The sequence below is a fragment of the Priestia sp. FSL P4-0332 genome, assembly GCF_038005845.1.
Classification (GTDB): domain Bacteria; phylum Bacillota; class Bacilli; order Bacillales; family Bacillaceae_H; genus Priestia.
In genome coordinates, this window is the sequence record NZ_JBBOUA010000001.1 from 1132995 (window position 1) to 1150224 (window position 17230).

The following is a 17230-nucleotide window of genomic DNA, read 5'->3' on the forward strand; positions in this document are numbered from 1 at the left end:
TCCATAAAAACGGGAAAGTCCCTTGTTTTGTCTTTCTCTCATTGTGGTATGGAATAGAAACAAAGTTAAAGAAAGGAAGGCTGAATATGATAAAAACTACAGCTGGAAAAGCAGCTATGTCCGTGTTAAAAGAATGGAATATCGATCACATTTTCGGTATGCCGGGAGATTCAATCAATCATTTTATGGACAACTTGCGCAGTGAAAAAGATGAAATTGAATTTATTCAAGTCCGTCACGAGGAAGTAGGTGCGCTGGCGGCATCTTCTTACGCTAAGATCACAGGCAAAATCGGCGTATGTCTGTCGATTGGAGGGCCGGGTGCAATTCATTTGTTAAACGGCTTATACGATGCCAAAGCAGACGGTGCACCGGTGCTAGTGCTAGCCGGACAGGTGCCACGTGCGAAGCTTGGCAATGAATCGTTTCAAGAAGTGAACTTAGAACGGGTTTTTGACGATGTGTCGGTGTTTAATCACCGAGTAGATTCGCCGGAATCATTTCCGCACCTTCTGCAGCAAGCCATTCGAACGGCTTACGCCAAGAAAGGCGTTGCGGTTTTAGTTATTCCAGATGATATTCCGTCTTCAACGATTAAAATTGATGAAAAAACGCCAATTGCTAATGTATCAAAATCCATTTCTCACAGTGACCCTGAAGATGTAGCTAAAGCGCTTCTAGCCATTAAATACGCAAAAAAACCGGTTATTTTAGCAGGAACGGGTGCAAAGCATGCGAAGCTTGAATTAGCGCAGTTTGCGGAAAAAATTGCGGCGCCGATTATCTTTACGCTTCCGGGTAAAGGAATACTGCCGGATCATCATCCGTATAACCTCGGACAGCTCGGTCAGATTGGAACAAAACCGGCGTATGAAGCGATGGAAGAAACCGATTTGTTAATTATGGTGGGAACGTCATTTCCATACCGCGAGTTTTTGCCAGATGGAGTCGAAGCAATACAGCTGGATTCTGATGCCACACAAATCGGCAGACGCTATCCTGTATCCATCGGATTAGTCGGAGACTCAAAAACGACGCTGTCGCAGCTTACGCATAATTTAGATTATCAAGAAAACCGCCGTTTCTTAGAAGAGTGTCAAGTTAATATGGAAAACTGGTGGAAGCACGTCGAAAAAGAAGAGAACGAAGTGAGTACACCAATTAAGCCGCAGCAAGTCATTCCTAAGCTGCAAAAAATCGTTGACGATGATGCGATTGTATCTGTTGATGTCGGGAACGTGACGGTATGGATGGCGAGACATTTCCGCATGACGAATCAAAAATTTGTGATTTCAAGCTGGCTGGCAACGATGGGCTGCGGACTTCCGGCTGCGATTGCAGGAAAGCTTGCCCATCCTGAAAAACAATCGGTAGCCGTATGCGGTGACGGAGGCTTTACGATGGTCATGCAAGACTTTGTGACTGCTGTAAAGTATAAGCTGCCGATTGTTGTCGTCGTACTTAATAACAGTGAAATCGGCATGATTAAATACGAACAAGCCATTCAAGGCCACTTGGATTACCAAACGCAGCTTGGTGAAATGAACTTTGCGAAGTTCGCTGAATCATGCGGAGGAATTGGCTACCGCGTTGAAAAGTACGAGGAGCTCGAAACAGCATTTGAAAAAGCAGCGCTTGCGACTGTTCCTGTTGTGATTGATGTGGTTGTCGCGGATGAACCGCCGCTTCCAGGCAAAATTTCATTTGGACAAGCAGCCAATTATTCGAAGCACATCATGAAAAAGTTTTTCAAAGAACACGAGCTTGAAATGCCGCCGCTTCGCAAAGGACTAAGCAGAATGCTTTAATCAGTGACTCTCCTTACAGGAGAGTCTTTTTAGGAGGGATATTATGGGAGTGTTTGAAATCATTTTACTTATTTTTGGCGCGGTAATGATGCTTGTGATTATAGTGCCGGTTATTATCGCTATTATCCTTTGGATGAAAGACGAAAAACAAGAAGAGCATTCGGTTTTGAGAAATTATCCGCTGCTCGGGAAAATGCGCTATATTTTTGAGAAAATGGGGCCTGAACTGCGTCAGTATTTATTTTTAAATAATAACGAAGGCAAGCCGTTTTCTAGAAATCAATATGAACAAACCGTTAAGTCGGGTAAATATCTAAACCGAATGATGGGTTTTGGCTCAGAGCGTGATTTTAGCGAACCGGGCTACTATATTCGAAACGCGGTGTTTCCAAAGCAGCGCGATGAAATGAAAGCGGATAATACGCAAAAAATTAAAACGAAAGTATATAAAATGGACGCGGATAACTTATTCAGCCGAAGAGAGCACCGCGAAGAAAAAGAAGCGGATCCGTTTTATTTGAGGGATGAAGATGCGGTCGTCATAGGTCCTTCATGCAAAAATCCGTTTGTTGTAAAAGGATTAATCGGCCAATCCGGCATGAGCTTTGGAGCACTTGGTGACCATGCGATTACCGCTTTATCACTAGGATTAGGACGAGCAGGCGGCACGTGGATGAACACGGGAGAAGGCGGACTGTCACCGTATCATTTAAAAGGAAACGTCGATATCATTTTTCAAATTGGTCCAGGGCTTTTTGGCGTTCGGACAAAAGAAGGCGAATTCTCATGGGAAGAATTTAAAAAGAAAAGTGAAATGAAGCAAATCAAAGCGTTTGAAATTAAGCTCGCCCAAGGAGCCAAAACGCGAGGCGGTCACGTAGACGGTTCAAAAGTAACCGAAGAAATCGCAGAAATCCGCAACTTGAAGCCAGGAGAATCTGTAGACAGCCCAAACCGTTTTAAAGAGTTCGCTTCGTATCCTGAAATGTTTCAGTTTATTGAAAAACTTCGAGATGTAGGCGGCAAGCCAGTAGGCATTAAAATGGTTGTCGGAAACACAAACGATCTTGAAGAAATGGCGGCGTATATGAAAGAGACGGGAAGCGGTCCTGACTTTATTACGATTGACGGAGCAGAAGGAGGAACAGGGGCATCGTTTCAAGAATTAGCAGACGGAGCGGGCGTACCTCTGTTTTCAGGACTTCCTTTTGTGGATGAACTGCTTAAAAAGTATGGCGTTCGTGATGAAGTGAAGCTTTTTGCATCGGGCAAGCTGTTAACGGCTGATAAAGTTGCAACGGCTTTATCGCTGGGTGCCGACTGCGTTAATATTGCCAGAGGCTTTATGTTTTCTGTTGGCTGTATTCAAGCGCAGGTTTGTCACAATAACCGTTGTCCAGTAGGCGTAGCCACAACAGATCCAAAGCTGCAAAAAGCGCTTATTATTGAAGAAAAGTCATACCGCGTGTGCAACTACGTGCTGTCATTACGTGAAGGGTTGTTTAATTTAGCCGCAGCAGCCGGTATTGATTCGCCAACGAAGTTTTCAAGGAAACACGTGGTGTTCAAAAACAGCAGCGGACAGTTAGCTGATATTTCTACAAAGGAAAAGATGTACGTATAAAAAAGCTGCCGATCGGCAGCTTTTTTATTGTCTTCGCTGAAGCAAATGCAGGCAAAACTCTAAATCTTTTTGAAGATGTTCCTGCATTAACGCTTCGGCTTTTTCAGCATTGCGTTCTTTAATAGCGTTATAAATGTCTTCATGTTCGTCAAGTGAACTACCCTCCACTTACTCCCCTTACGAGTTGTTTGAAGTGGGGGCTTCTTGGGTAATCGCCACTTTTAATAGCTGACGAAATAGACCAAGCTAACCCTCTTGTTCCAAGAGTTTGTATTTATCACGCAGTTACTAATAAGCGAATGCCTTCTTTTTTGATATTGAGTGCGGCGTTGTAGTCTCGATCGAGATTTAGCCCACAACTGCATTGATAGATACGCTCAGATAAGGGAATTTCTCTTACCGAACCACAACTTGAACACGTTTTAGTAGATGGAAACCATTTACCTATTTTGACAAGTGGTTTCCCTTGCTCTTTTAGTTTGTACTGTAAGAAAGAAGTGAACATACCCCATCCATTATCAGTGACATTTTTCCCAAACCTTAGAGCTTGTGACATTCCTTTCATGTCTAAATCTTCAATCACTACAGCATCAAAGGTAGACGCTAATTCTTTTGATTTATGGTGGAGAAAGTTCTTACGCTGGTTGGCAACTTTCTCTTGTATTTTCGCTACTTGAATACGTTGTTTATGCCAATTCGAAGAGTCTTTCTTTTTCCGAGAAAGTCTACGTTGTTCCTTTGCTAATTTCTCAAGCATTTGATGATAGAAACGTGGGTAATTGGCTTTCTTACCCGTTTCACTTTCAACAAACAGTCCATTCATCGCAAAATCTAATCCAATTACGTGGTGAATTTCTTTGCTTTTGATTTCTTTTTCGTACTCTGTGAGAATGGAAATATAGTATTTTCCTGATGAAGTCATGGAAATCGTACAGGACTTTATCTTATATTCCGGCGGAATATCTCGATGTTGTTTAAATTTGACCATTTTCAGTTTAGGTAATTTGATATGACCATCCATCAACTGAATATTTCCGTTGACCTCATTTGTTGTGTAACTTTGTTTATGACGCTTGCATTTGAATTTCGGAAATTTAGCATGACCTTTGAAAAATGCTTGATACGCTTTATCTAGGTTTCTTTGTGCATTTGCTAAAGCTAATGAGTCTACTTCTTTTAGCCACGCAAACTCTTTTTTATACTTGGCAGGAGTCGGATGCTTTACCTTCTTTAATGCTTCTTTGTCATGTTTCAGGTTTTCGTACGTTTCTTTTCGTTCGGCCAACATTTTATTGTAAACAAAACGAACACAACCGAAGGTTTGGTGTATCAATTTGATTTGTTCGTCGGTTGGATACAATCGGAACTTATACGCCTTATTTTGTTTAGCCATATCAACTCACCTCACTTCATCTCTTGAGTTTCAATATACGCTTTTACGACTTCAATAGATGAACCACCTGTGGTTAACAAACAAAAACTTCTTGACCAAAACATTTCTTTCCACAACTTTTTACGAACATGAGGGAAATCTTTCTTAATCAGTCTCGAACTCGCACTTTTATAAGCATTGATAAATTTTGATAATTCACTGTTAGGCTGTGCTTTGAAAAAAATATGAATATGGTCACAATTATGGTTCCATTCGACCAATGTAATGTTATATTTCTCACTCAACGATATAAATTTATCTTTGGCATAGTCTGAAATGGTATCATCAATAACCTTCCTTCGATACTTCACTACCAATACAAGTTGGTAATACATCGAGAATACTGAATGATTATTACTATCTAATTTCATTGCTAAATCAATCCTTATGCTTTATAAGACTGATTATAACACACTAAAACAAAAGACCAAAGAAAAAACCTTGGGGTTATTGCTCAACAGAAATTCATCTCCCCCTTACCGTTGGGCTACACCTTTCACACGCTTGAAAAGGGAGAATTCGTTAGGGGAATTTTAACAGCAAGCGGTGTAGGTGATGCGATTGCAGGATTTGCTCAAGATGCACATCTTGCTCCTATCGTACTAGCGTTTGTGATTGCAGGGTTAATTCGTGCAGCAGTTGGTTCAGCAACAGTGGCAATGACAACAGCAGCAGGTATTGTCGCACCAATTGCAGTAACGATGCCAAACGTAAGTCCAGAGCTATTGGTGCTAGCAACAGGCGCAGGTTCTGTAATGCTATCGCACGTAAATGATCCTGGCTTCTGGTTAATCAAAGAATTCTTCAATATGTCAGTGGCTCAAACGTTAAAAACGTGGACAGTGATGGAAACGATTCTATCATTTGCGGCTTTTGCAATGGTTCTTATTTTAGACATTTTTATTTAAAAGAAAAGCGCTGGCTTCAGCGCTTTTTTCTTTGGATATGAAATATATTCAAAATATTTCAAATAATGAGAAAAAAGACTAGATTTTTCCCGTTTCGATAGTATAGAATAGTTATAAAGTAGCAAAGGGGGTAGATGTATGACAAATGATGAAAAGTATCAAATTGGTTTGACGACAAAAGCATTAATTCCAGTGAATGATCCTATTCACCGCACAAAGGTGCTGGATACAACAGGAGAATACATGTTAAGCAAGACGTGTAAGCAATTGTTAGAAGAAGCGTGCATTCGAGAATTAAGTACGTTCAACGGTTCCATCGCCGCCGTTCGAAAAATGTTTCCGTACAAACAGCTTACGCCTCTTGTCATTAGTCGTTCACAAGCGATTATTGCGTTTCCGACATCTTCGCCAAACGACTATAGCTGCGCTTGGATTTTCTCCTCTCATGTTCACACTTCACATACGCTTGCTTCAGTTAGTTCAAATTCTACGGTGATTCACTTTAAAGATGAAACATTCATTACTGTTAAACTTTCCTATTACAGTTTAGAAAAAAAGTTAGCAAGAGCAGCCGTTGTTCGAAACTATTGCTTAGAAAGTCAGCTTTCTTTTTCTTAATCTGTTCGTTTTATCAAACGCGCTTATTTACATACGATCAGCATTTTGGTCCCAGTGTGTTGAGAGGAAGCTTAAACAAGGCTTCCTCTATCTTATTTTTTTATTCTTGAAGAAGCAGGACCTTTAGTTTTTTACGGGCTGTCTTTCCCCAGTTCTTAACGGCTCCTGTTGATACGTGATATTTGTATGCAATTTCTTTATAAGAATATCCTTCAAGCAAATATTCTATTACATAGATTTTTTCTCTAGGGGTGAGATGTTCAATATATTGGTTAATTGTATCAGCTTCTAATGGAACAATAGGAGCAGGGTCTTCATTTAACGCAAGTAAATCATATTCAGCAGGAGTTTCTCGTTCTTCACGCAATGCATTTCCTTTTAAATAAGAAAGGATCGTACCGCGTACGGTTGTGTAAGCATAAGCGGAAAAAGAACCCTTGCTTTCATCAAATTTTTGATAAGCTCTCCATAAACCAATTAACGCAATTTGATAATATTCGTCGTAGTCTTTGTAAATGTGAAATTTTTTAATCATCGACACAATTAATGGATGAAAAGATGAAGCGATTTGATCAAACGAGCTTTTTTGCATGTAGCAATCCTTTTTCAAAAACGCGTTTTTGCTGTATTCCGCCGGTATCTCTACTGTACAAGGGGAAGGTCACACGCGCGAATGAACATACATTATGTTTTCTTTTTAAGAAACGTGACGTAATTTCCCCGGAAACTTCACGTTTCGCTAGGAAATATGCGAAGTATACGTGTATTTGTAGAGATTTTACGTACGAAAGGTCCCCCATTCCAAATTCTACTAATCTATAATTATTTCTATATCTATTATCGATCTAGCAATTCTACCATCATGGAAGAGCAGTGCTGATAGAGTTGCTAGACCTATCCGGATGAGTCCCTCCCTTGCGGGCTGGTCTCAACCGGATAGGTGGACCTTTGAGGGTATATTCGCAGGAGCTACTAATTTTAAGTTCTTCTTTATGAAAGCAAGTCACTGAGATTGTAAGAAGAACTTGTAAAGGGGAGATTGAATGAAGGCGATCGTTGGGATAAATGTGGCAGCGGCTGTTTTGTGCGGGGCAGTGATATATGGAGGGACGCAGCACTGGCAGGAGAGAGCGGAGGCCCAGGTTCAAGCAAGTGAAACGAAAGTGCATGTTGTACATAAAGAAAAACAGTTTTCTGATGTGTCTGCTTATACAAGAAATCTTCCAGACTTTATTACAAGGCAAATCGAGTCGGCGATTGCAACTAAAAAACCTTTAACTCTTGTGCTTGCTACCTCTGCAAAGGAAACGGACTGGCCTCAGCAGTTAAAGAAAGGGCTAGAAGCTACATATGGAAGTGATGTGTTTAAGGTTAAAGCACTTTCATACGGCAGCCAGACAACGGATGAGCTTTTATCCTCACATATTGCCGATCAAATCGATCAACTTCAGCCAAACATTATTCTGTTTGAAGCACCTCTTAAAAATGATTATCAGAAGCTTACGTTAGACGATACGCTTAAAAATACAGACGAGCTGATTCATCAGCTTAAAGACTTGAAAAAAACTCTGATGCTTCAGCCGTCTCAGCCGTACATTTCCCAGACGGAGTCCTATGAAGAAGGGGTAGAAGCTATTCGGGGAGTCGCAGAAGAAAATTGGGTGCATTATCTAAATCATTCTCTCATTTGGCCGTTTCATTTAGGTGAGTATATTAATAAAAACGACGGAAGATTAACAAAGAAAGGAGGTGAAGTGTGGGGAGACTATTTAGTAAATTGGTTCACAAGTAAGAAATAGAAGATGATCTATTGCTAGGTAAAAATAGCTGAACGAAGCTTTCTATGATAAAACTAGAAAACTTCATTCACGTTATTGTGTTATTTTACTTTTTTTAAATGCCGGTTTGCTCTGCTTTTATAATAATAAGAGCCGGTGCTTGGGCATTTATAAAGCGTAATACCGAAAAACTGCAAAGGTGTTTTAATTCGTTTCAAAGAATAAGATAAGGGCATTGTGGTCCTCCTAAATAAAATGGGTTAATATTACAAATTTTGAGTTAATTATACAAAAAAATCCTCGGTTGGTAAACCTTAATAACGAACAAAAATAAAAAATGTTCTTTATCAGAAACAAAAAAGCAATTTTTCTCTAGAATAATGTCTCTTTTACTGACATAATAGTTTAGGGAGTTTAGGATAATTTTATTAAATTAACGTAAAAAATAGCTTTGAGGGTTATATTGTAACGGAATTTGATTTATAATTAGACAGGCTGAAAGAAGGGATAAAATGGATATTAATGAAAAAAGTGATGGGTTGCTTCCTCCAGAATGGATGACCCTAGTTAAGGAAGCAATGGATTCAAATATAACGAAGAATCAGTTTAAAGAGTTTCTTAAACAAAAGGCGCTAGAAAACAATGATACGGTTAACAATAAAAAAAACATTAGAATCTAGATTCTAATGTTTTTTGCTTTTTATTATTGCGCCTTATTTTGTTGTAAAAAATCCTTGATTTCTTTAATCGATAACCCCAACTGTTTTGCTTCATAAATAAGCTGCATCCAATCTTTATCTAGTTCGTTATCAAATACCTTGTTCAGCTTCTCCATCAAGTCTGCTCCTTTAGTAAAGGAAACTCAGCCATCATAGTGTAAAAACCGTAGATCTGTAGTTTTGCGTCCTAACTTTTCAATTAGTTTGCCTTTTTCTGTAATAATATAATTTAAATTATATTCTACTATACTTAGCCTGTAAAAACATGTAAAAAATAAGTTTTTGAGACTGAGTTTCCGTCATTTTGAGCATCTTCGAAAGCATTACATTCCCTATGTGAGACTTTTCGTATGAATACTTTTTCTTTATACTTCAATATTGTAACCGTATACATAAAACTATTATGTTATATAATCTAACATATAAGTTGAACGATTCAGAAAATTCATATATCTTAAGTATATCTTTAAAGATGTATAGAAAATATATCTTTGGAACAAGCAGGTATAGACGCCAGGGGAGGAATGGAACGTGCAAAAAAAGAAACTCGTATTAATTGGAAATGGAATGGCTGGAGTTCGAGCGATTGAAGAAGTATTGAAGGTTTCAAGCGAAGCGTTTGAAATTACGATTTTCGGAAGCGAGCCGCATCCGAACTATAATCGTATTTTACTATCAAAAGTGCTGCAAGGAGATACGAATGTTGAAGACATTACGTTAAACGATTGGAACTGGTATCAAGAAAACAATATTACATTATATACGGGCGAAACGGTTACTAGTATCGATTCGATAAAAAAAGAAGTAGCGACAAACAGCGGCAGAGTAGAACCGTATGATGAGTTAATTTTAGCAACGGGTTCTCTTCCTTTTATTCTTCCGATTCCAGGGTCTGATAAAAAAGGAGTGACGGCTTTTCGAGATATAAAAGACACGGACGAAATGCTGCAGGCATCTCAGCAGTATAAAAAAGCAGCGGTTATTGGAGGCGGACTGCTTGGATTAGAAGCAGCGCGCGGACTGTTAAATCTAGGGATGGACGTATCTGTGATTCATTTAGCTCCGTATTTAATGGAACGTCAGCTTGATCCAACAGCCGGCAAATTGCTTCAAAACGAATTAGAAAAACAAGGCATGAAGTTTTTGCTTGAAAAACAAACGGCGGAAATCGTTGGGGATGAGCGAGTTGAAGGATTATCTTTTAAAGACGGGACGTTTTTAGAAGCTGATTTAGTCGTGATGGCCGTTGGAATTAAGCCAAACGTTCACCTTGCAAAAGAAGCGGGACTTAACGTAAACCGAGGAATTGTCGTGAATGACTATATGCAAACGGACATCCCAAACATCTACGCCGTTGGAGAATGTGCAGAGCATAGAGGAATGGTATACGGACTGGTGGCACCTCTGTATGAACAAGGAAAAGCATTAGCAAAAGCGATTTGCGGGGCAGAAAAAGTACCTTATGAAGGATCGGTTTTATCCACCCAGCTAAAAGTATCAGGTGTTGAAGTGTTCTCAGCAGGAGACTTCACGGAAGATGAAGAGAAAAAAGCGATCAAAGTGTTCGATGAACAAGACGGCATTTATAAAAAGCTTGTTCTGCGAGGCAATCAAATCGTCGGAGCCGTTCTTTTTGGAGACAGCTGCGACGGAAATCGACTGTTTTCAATGATACAAAAGCAAGAAGATGTATCCGATGTCGCAAAAGTGTCGATTTTACAGCCGTCTGGCGGTAACGCGGGTGAAAGCTTAGTAGCAAGCATGAGCGCGGATGATATTATTTGCGGCTGTAACGGCGTAACAAAAGGTACGATTGTGGAAGCTATTCAAAAGCAAGGATGCTCATCGGTTGATGAAATTAAAGCTTGTACAAGTGCCTCTCGCTCCTGCGGAGGATGTAAGCCGCTTGTAGCGGAAGTGCTTCAGTATACTCTTGGCGCTGATTTTGACGCGGCGGTTCAAAAAGAAGCGATTTGCGGCTGTACGACTCTTTCACGAGATGAAATTGTCGAAGAAATTAAAGCAAAAGGACTTTCGCATACGCGTGAAGTGATGAATGTACTCGGCTGGAATAATGAAGAAGGCTGTTCGAAATGCCGTCCGGCGCTAAACTATTATTTAGGTATGGTGAATCCAACCGGATACGTTGACGAACGTGAATCACGATTTGTGAATGAACGCATGCACGCGAATATTCAAAAAGACGGCACGTATTCTGTTGTTCCTCGTATGTACGGAGGCGTCACAAATGCAGAAGATTTACGAAAAATTGCAGATGTTGTTGATAAATATGAAATTCCGCTCGTAAAAGTGACGGGTGGTCAGCGTCTTGATTTGTTTGGTGTTAAAAAAGAAGATTTGCCTAGCGTATGGGAAGAGTTAGATATGCCTTCTGGCTATGCGTACGGTAAGTCGCTGCGTACGGTGAAAACATGCGTCGGGGAACAGTTTTGCCGTTTTGGCACGCAGGATTCAATGGGCGTTGGAATTGCGCTTGAGAAAAAATTTGAAGGACTATGGACGCCTCATAAAGTGAAAATGGCTGTATCTGCTTGTCCGAGAAGCTGTGCTGAGTCAGGTATTAAAGATATTGGCTTTATTGGAATTGACGGCGGCTGGGAAATTTACGTAGGCGGAAATGGAGGTACGCATCTTCGCGGCGGAGATTTATTGTATAAAGTAAAAACAGACGAAGAATTGATGGACATCACAGGAGCTTATTTGCAGTATTACCGGGAAACGGCTAATTACTTAGAACGTACGTCTGCATGGATTGAGCGCATGGGACTTTCGCACATCCAGTCAGTGCTTGATGACGCTGAGATGAGAAGAGAGCTGAATATGCGTATGGACGAAGCGTTATCTACGTACCGTGATCCTTGGAAAGAAATCGTCGAAAGTAAAAAGACGAAAAAAGAGCTGTTCGAAACAGTTGTCACATCATAAAGCTGGGGGGAAATAAAGATGGTGAATAAAAACATTACAAAAGTATGCGTAGGATCGATTCATGATTTTCCGGTAAGCCTAGGTAAAACAGTGAAAGTAAACGGAAAAGAAATTGCGGTGTTTAAGCTATCAAGCGGAAAAATACGGGCAATTGAAAATCGCTGTCCGCATAAAGGCGGGGTGCTCAGTGAAGGAATCGTGAGCGGCGACTCGGTGTTCTGTCCGATGCACGACTGGAAAATTTGCTTGCATGACGGCAACGTGCAAGAGCCTGACAGCGGATGTGTAGACACGTACGAAGCGTCTGTTGAAGGAGATTTACTGTATCTTTTAATTGAAGAATAAGTACCGTGGCGCGTTGATTTTCAACGCGCCATAAAAATTCAAGGGGACACATTAAAAGGAGCGAAGCAAAAATGAGAACAGGAAAAGTGTACATTGTAGGAGCCGGACCAGGAGATCCAGATTTACTAACGATAAAAGCAGCCAAATGTTTAGAAAAAGCAGATGTTATTTTATATGACCGATTAGTGAACCCTGTTCTTCTTCAGTATGCAAAAGAAGGAGCCGAACTCCTCTACTGCGGGAAAAAGCCTGGTGATCACTGCGTTTCTCAAGAAGATATTCATGATTTGCTTGTATTCTACGCAAGAAAAGGAAATACCGTCGTCCGGTTAAAAGGCGGAGATCCGTTTATTTTCGGAAGAGGCGGTGAAGAAGCAGAAGTCCTTGTTCAGCATAGAATTCCATTTGAAATCGTTCCGGGTATTACAGCGGGAATTGCGGCGCCGGCGTATGCTGGAATTCCTGTCACGCATCGTGAGCTGAGCCGTTCGTTTGCCGTTGTGACGGGACACTGTCTGAGCGGCAAGCCGGAAAGTATTCGCTGGGAGCATTTAGCAAAAGGAGTTGATACGCTTGCGATTTATATGGGCGTTAAAAACTTGCCGTATATTTGCCGTCAGCTTTTAGATGCTGGAAAAAGCGCGGATACGCCGGTCGCTCTTATTGAACAAGGCACGTCGGTTTATCAGCGCACGGTTACAGGCACGCTTGGCACAATTGTAGAAACGGCTGCCGAGCAGCAAGTCAGCAATCCCGCGATGATTGTGATTGGTGAAGTGGTGAAGCAAGCTTCTGCTCTTTCTTGGTTTTTGGAAAAAACAGAAGAAAAAGTATGCGTCTAAGATGAATAAAAGGAGGAAACACTTTTGTTTAAGAATTCACTGCAGTCAATGAATGAGTTAGCCCGAGAAAAAACGAAGCTTGTGAATGATCATTTGCCGAGTTACTTGCTGTTAGCGGTGCTAGCAGGTGCTTACGTAGGACTTGGAGTTATATTAGCTCTATCGGTAGGAGCGCCTTTAGCCTCTGCTTCTTTACCGGTCGTTTCTCTTGTGATGGGGTTATCTTTTGCTGTTGCTTTACTGCTTGTCGTATTTGCAGGAGCGGAATTGTTTACCGGAAATCACATGGTGTATACGGTGAGTACGCTATCGGGAGTCACCACATGGAAAGATACGTTTAAAAACTGGACGTGGTGTTTTATCGGAAATGCGATAGGTGCGTTTGGGCTTTGTTTGTTAATTACCGGAACCGGTTTGTTTAAAGGAATTGAACCCAATCATTTACTTATGACGCTGGCAGCTAAAAAAATGCATTTGCCGGTCAGTGAATTATTTTTTCGCGGCATCCTTTGCAACTGGCTTGTTTGCCTGGCAATTTGGACGGCTGCGCGTACTAAAAGCGATGCGGCAAAGATCATGCTTATTTTTTGGATGCTGTTTGCATTTGTTGCTTCAGGATACGAGCACAGCGTGGCAAATATGACGTTTCTTGGTCTAGCTTTATTGCTTCCGCATCCTGATGCGATTTCGGCTGCTGGACTATTTCATAATTTAATTCCTGTTACACTCGGGAACATAGCAGGGGGAGGACTGTTTGTAGGAAGCCTCTACTGGTTCGTGAACGCTAGGCAGCTAAAAGAAGCTAAAAAACAGCCGGCTGCTCTCTCAGCTGACTTGGATTCTGCTAAACTGTCTAAATAGCAAAAAACCGCTCTTTGTACCATATAGTCTGCTTTTTAAAGCTATCATCATGGTATTTTAGAGCGGTTTCTTCTATATAATATAAACTGCTTAAAGCGTATTCACATCTATACGTATCGAACAAGCAGTATCGTTCTTCATTTTATAGAAACAGGATGTCTGTGAGAATTGAATCGGACAGATTCTGTTGAAATGAATGTGTGAGGGTGCAGGTATCATCGAAGAGGCAGAGGGCATCTTAGAATTTTAATGTTGTTTGGCATTTTATGCTCTTTTTGAGCGTCCTTAAAGCAGTTGTACATTGCTTTGCTGCCTGAATGATTAGCGGAGTGAATCGTAATTCGATCGGCATATAAATGATGCTTTACCATAAAATGCACGAGCATTAATCCATTCCGTGTCTTACTCAGTAAATCGTGATCGAGTGATAAATGTTCAACATCGAATGATCTTAGCAGATCAATACATTCATCAATCGTTTCGGCTAAAACATGACCGTCAGGGCATTTGCGATAGTCGTCTAGAAAAACATTGATTTTCATGACTGATTCTCCCTTCCTTGCCTTGTATTTAGTGTAACATACATAATGTCATATACCTACCTAAGTCTATTCGACACATTTTACTGCACTCCTTCTTAAATAGGGGTAAAAACACGAATCTTTATCATTATTTGCATATTCGCGGCGAATAAAGAGGGAATAAGGAAAGAGATGTCGAACGAAAAATGAATAAATAAACAGTTAAAACTGGACATTGCTTTTTTTATCCCTCTATCTTTATGTAAGAAGGTCATTTTAATCCCAGATTTTACAAGGGATGGAAGGGGATTAACCAATAAAAGATTGTCAGAAAAAAACTATCATTTACGATTTTTTTTAAATAAATTGGAAATTTCTCTTTACGAAAAAGATGGTTGGGACGTATAATTTGATTTAAGGATTTTTTGGAACATAGTATGACAGTATGACAATATGACAAAAAAAGAAAAGTAAGGTGAATAGAATGGGTAAGTTATTTAGTATCGGTGAAGTATTAATTGATATGATTCCAGCTCAAAAAGGTCTTCAATTAAAAGAAGTGGAATCGTTTACGCGTGTGCCAGGCGGAGCGCCGGCAAACGTTGCGGCAGTTGTTGCTACATACGGTAATGAGTCAGCGCTTATTACAAAAGTTGGAGAAGATGCGTTTGGAGACTTTCTAGTAGATACGCTTCGTGAAGTAGGAGTAGGTACTGATATGGTCTATCGTACAGAAGAAGCAAACACAGCTTTAGCTTTTGTTTCCCTGCGTGAAGACGGAGAAAGAGATTTCAGCTTCTATCGTAATCCTTCAGCAGATTTATTACTAACAGAAGACGAAATTAACCCTGATTGGTTTGCAAGCAACGATGTTCTTCACTTCTGTTCGGTTGATTTAGTTGAAAGTCCTATGAAATACGCTCATATGAAAGCGATTAAAAGCATGAAAGAAAAAGGCGGCGTTATCAGCTTTGATCCAAATGTACGTCTTCCACTGTGGAAAGATCATGAGCTATGCCGTCAAACGATTTTAGAATTTATTCCTCAAGCGCACATTGTCAAAATTTCAGACGACGAGCTGTCGTTTATCACCGGCATTGAAGATGAACAGAAAGCGATTCAGTCTCTATTTACAGGTGACGTTCAAGTAGTTGTGTTCACAAAAGGAGCAGAAGGCGCAACGCTTTATACAAAACAAGCTGTCTATGAATCAAACGGTTACAAAGTAGCGGTTGTTGATACAACAGGTGCGGGAGATGCGTTTATTGGCGGATTCCTTTATCAGCTATTAAGCCGCGATGTGTCACAAGAAAACTTAACGGCTATCCTTGACCGCGACCATGATGCTATTTTGCGCTTTGCAAATGCAAGCGGTGCCTTAACGACAACTGGAAAAGGTGCGATCAGTTCAATTCCAGCCAAAGAAGTAGTAGAGCAATTTTGTAAGCCTGTAGCTAACTAAAATGAAAAGGCTTTATCTCTTCTTGTTTTCAATCAGCAGAGGCGTCCGTTTCTGCTGATTGCAGATCACATAAGAGGGAGAAGTGAGCTGTGGAGTAAGAAGAAAAAAATTTTTTCTGTTTTTAAAAAATAATCAAAAAAATTTCTAGCTAAATAATAAATGTTCGTGTTAGTATAATACGAGCAGCAATAAATAGCAGTTTTACCACTATTTATGAAAACGTTATATATTTATCGATGTAGGAAATTTAATAGGATCAAAGAGCGATCCTATTAAATTTTCTAGACCTATGCGGATGATGCCTCCCTTGCGGGGGAGACATCATCCGCATAAGTGGACCTTTTGGGGGATATTCGAGGGAGTATGAGTGCTTGGCTCTTTGCCCTTGATGAGAGAAAAGCAGCAGGTCGTTACATACGATGTACATAGATTAGAAATAGGAAAGTAGGTTAAGAGAAAGATGGATATTTTGCTAGGTGTTCTTCCTTCCGTTGCGTGGGGAAGCATGATTTTAGTTAGTATGAAGATGGGCGGTGGACCTTACAGTCAAACGCTTGGAACAATTATTGGAGCTTTGATTCTTTCATTTGTTCAGTTTATGATTGTGCAGCCGGTGTTAACACCAACGCTCATTATTGTCGGGATTGTTTCAGGTTTGTTCTGGTCAGTAGGTCAAAGCAATCAGTTTAAAAGTGTTCCATACCTTGGTGTTTCAAAGTCAATGCCGATTTCAACGGGTATGCAATTAGTATCAACAGCTCTTTTTGGTGTTATTGTATTTAAAGAATGGTCAACGCTTCAAACGATTGTGCTTGGATCTATTGCGATTCTTTTAATACTAGCAGGCGTTGTGCTTTCTTCATTAGACGGTAAAAAAGAAGGGGCACAAGGGGCTCCGGGACAAACAAAAAAAGGAGTTATCACTCTTATCATTTCAAGTCTTGGATTCTTAGTTTACGTAGTTATCGCACGTATCTTCAACGTAGACGCATGGGCAGCTCTATTCCCGCAAGCAATCGGTATGTTAATTGGGGGCTTAATCATTACATACAAACATAAGCCATTTAACAAATATACGATTCGCAATATCTTACCAGGGCTAATCTGGGCATCTGGAAACATGTTCTTATTCTTATCTCAATCAAGACTAGGCGTAGCAACAAGCTTTTCATTATCGCAAATGGGTATCGTTATTTCAATTTTTGGCGGTATTGTCTTCTTGGGAGAAAAGAAAACAAAGCGTCAATTATTTTATGTATCTCTTGCGAGTGTACTGATTATTTCAGGCGGTATCTGTATCGGCCTCGCAAAAGCACACGCTTAATTTATCGATGTAGAAAAACCCCCATGGCTAGAGTGCAGCCAT

18 protein-coding genes and 1 riboswitch are annotated in these 17230 nt (G+C 40.3%); of the genes, 12 read left to right on the forward strand and 6 right to left on the reverse strand.

Features of this window, described 5'->3' with window-relative positions:
• The first annotated feature begins 86 nt into the window (after nucleotides 1-86).
• Entirely contained in the window at nucleotides 87-1808 is a 1722-nt protein-coding gene (locus MKY06_RS05770; RefSeq protein ID WP_098321987.1) for a pyruvate oxidase, read from the forward strand.
• Nucleotides 1809-1851: 43 nt separating this feature from the next.
• Entirely contained in the window at nucleotides 1852-3432 is a 1581-nt protein-coding gene (locus MKY06_RS05775; protein ID WP_218812768.1) for an FMN-binding glutamate synthase family protein, read from the forward strand.
• A 24-nt stretch (nucleotides 3433-3456) separates the two neighbouring features.
• On the opposite strand, the gene MKY06_RS05780 is transcribed toward MKY06_RS05775, so the two are convergent.
• From MKY06_RS05780 to tnpA, 3 genes are all read right to left on the reverse strand, one after another.
• Entirely contained in the window at nucleotides 3457-3600 is a 144-nt protein-coding gene (locus MKY06_RS05780) for an FCD domain-containing protein (RefSeq protein ID WP_257147033.1), read from the reverse strand.
• A gap of 109 nt (nucleotides 3601-3709) precedes the next feature.
• Nucleotides 3710-4825 carry a transposase gene (locus MKY06_RS05785; RefSeq protein ID WP_340960413.1) on the reverse strand — a complete coding sequence of 372 codons (1116 nt, stop codon included), beginning with the start codon at nucleotides 4823-4825 and terminating at the stop codon, nucleotides 3710-3712.
• An 11-nt stretch (nucleotides 4826-4836) separates the two neighbouring features.
• Nucleotides 4837-5235: an IS200/IS605 family transposase gene (gene tnpA / locus MKY06_RS05790; RefSeq protein WP_340960415.1), complete on the reverse strand. Its 399-nt coding sequence runs from the start codon at nucleotides 5233-5235 to the stop codon at nucleotides 4837-4839.
• Between the two features lie 111 nt (nucleotides 5236-5346).
• Here tnpA and MKY06_RS05795 point away from each other — a divergent pair, with 111 nt between their 5' ends.
• Nucleotides 5347-5772: a GntP family permease gene (locus MKY06_RS05795; RefSeq protein WP_445670341.1), complete on the forward strand. Its 426-nt coding sequence runs from the start codon at nucleotides 5347-5349 to the stop codon at nucleotides 5770-5772.
• A gap of 138 nt (nucleotides 5773-5910) precedes the next feature.
• The gene (locus MKY06_RS05800) at nucleotides 5911-6390 is read left to right on the forward strand and encodes a competence protein ComK (RefSeq protein ID WP_340960418.1); all 480 of its coding nucleotides are present in this window, start codon (nucleotides 5911-5913) and stop codon (nucleotides 6388-6390) included.
• 100 nt (nucleotides 6391-6490) lie between these two features.
• Here the strand turns inward: MKY06_RS05800 and MKY06_RS05805 are convergent, their stop codons facing one another.
• Entirely contained in the window at nucleotides 6491-6982 is a 492-nt protein-coding gene (locus MKY06_RS05805; protein ID WP_340960420.1) for a sigma-70 family RNA polymerase sigma factor, read from the reverse strand.
• 451 nt (nucleotides 6983-7433) lie between these two features.
• Between MKY06_RS05805 and MKY06_RS05810 the strand changes: the two genes are divergently transcribed.
• Together MKY06_RS05810 and MKY06_RS05815 are read left to right on the forward strand one after the other, a co-directional pair.
• Nucleotides 7434-8189, forward strand: coding sequence for an SGNH/GDSL hydrolase family protein (locus MKY06_RS05810; protein WP_340960422.1), 756 nt, complete (start codon nucleotides 7434-7436; stop codon nucleotides 8187-8189).
• Between the two features lie 491 nt (nucleotides 8190-8680).
• The gene (locus MKY06_RS05815; protein ID WP_081715152.1) at nucleotides 8681-8848 is read left to right on the forward strand and encodes an anti-repressor SinI family protein; all 168 of its coding nucleotides are present in this window, start codon (nucleotides 8681-8683) and stop codon (nucleotides 8846-8848) included.
• 23 nt (nucleotides 8849-8871) lie between these two features.
• Here MKY06_RS05815 and MKY06_RS05820 read toward each other — a convergent pair whose 3' ends face one another.
• Nucleotides 8872-9003, reverse strand: coding sequence for an anti-repressor SinI family protein (locus tag MKY06_RS05820; protein ID WP_340960426.1), 132 nt, complete (start codon nucleotides 9001-9003; stop codon nucleotides 8872-8874).
• An 18-nt stretch (nucleotides 9004-9021) separates the two neighbouring features.
• A riboswitch (cyclic di-GMP riboswitch) is annotated at nucleotides 9022-9106 on the reverse strand.
• Nucleotides 9107-9418: 312 nt separating this feature from the next.
• Between MKY06_RS05820 and nirB the strand changes: the two genes are divergently transcribed.
• From nirB to MKY06_RS05840, 4 genes are all read left to right on the forward strand, one after another.
• On the forward strand, nucleotides 9419-11833 hold the full coding sequence (gene nirB, locus MKY06_RS05825) for a nitrite reductase large subunit NirB (RefSeq protein ID WP_340960429.1): 2415 nt from the start codon (nucleotides 9419-9421) through the stop codon (nucleotides 11831-11833).
• Between the two features lie 18 nt (nucleotides 11834-11851).
• Entirely contained in the window at nucleotides 11852-12178 is a 327-nt protein-coding gene (gene nirD, locus MKY06_RS05830; protein WP_013055862.1) for a nitrite reductase small subunit NirD, read from the forward strand.
• A 71-nt stretch (nucleotides 12179-12249) separates the two neighbouring features.
• A complete protein-coding gene (cobA, locus tag MKY06_RS05835) occupies nucleotides 12250-13020 on the forward strand; it encodes a uroporphyrinogen-III C-methyltransferase (RefSeq protein WP_098399736.1) in 771 nt (256 codons plus the stop codon).
• Nucleotides 13021-13044: 24 nt separating this feature from the next.
• A complete protein-coding gene (locus MKY06_RS05840) occupies nucleotides 13045-13881 on the forward strand; it encodes a formate/nitrite transporter family protein (RefSeq protein WP_098325779.1) in 837 nt (278 codons plus the stop codon).
• A 215-nt stretch (nucleotides 13882-14096) separates the two neighbouring features.
• Here the strand turns inward: MKY06_RS05840 and MKY06_RS05845 are convergent, their stop codons facing one another.
• Nucleotides 14097-14423 (reverse strand): cyclic-phosphate processing receiver domain-containing protein, encoded by a 327-nt coding sequence (locus tag MKY06_RS05845; RefSeq protein WP_025749520.1) that lies wholly within the window; start codon nucleotides 14421-14423, stop codon nucleotides 14097-14099.
• 463 nt (nucleotides 14424-14886) lie between these two features.
• On the opposite strand from MKY06_RS05845, the gene MKY06_RS05850 reads away from it, so the two are divergent.
• Together MKY06_RS05850 and MKY06_RS05855 are read left to right on the forward strand one after the other, a co-directional pair.
• Nucleotides 14887-15864 (forward strand): carbohydrate kinase family protein, encoded by a 978-nt coding sequence (locus tag MKY06_RS05850; protein WP_029325030.1) that lies wholly within the window; start codon nucleotides 14887-14889, stop codon nucleotides 15862-15864.
• A 460-nt stretch (nucleotides 15865-16324) separates the two neighbouring features.
• Nucleotides 16325-17188, forward strand: coding sequence for a GRP family sugar transporter (locus MKY06_RS05855; RefSeq protein ID WP_029325031.1), 864 nt, complete (start codon nucleotides 16325-16327; stop codon nucleotides 17186-17188).
• The last annotated feature ends 42 nt before the right edge of the window (nucleotides 17189-17230 follow it).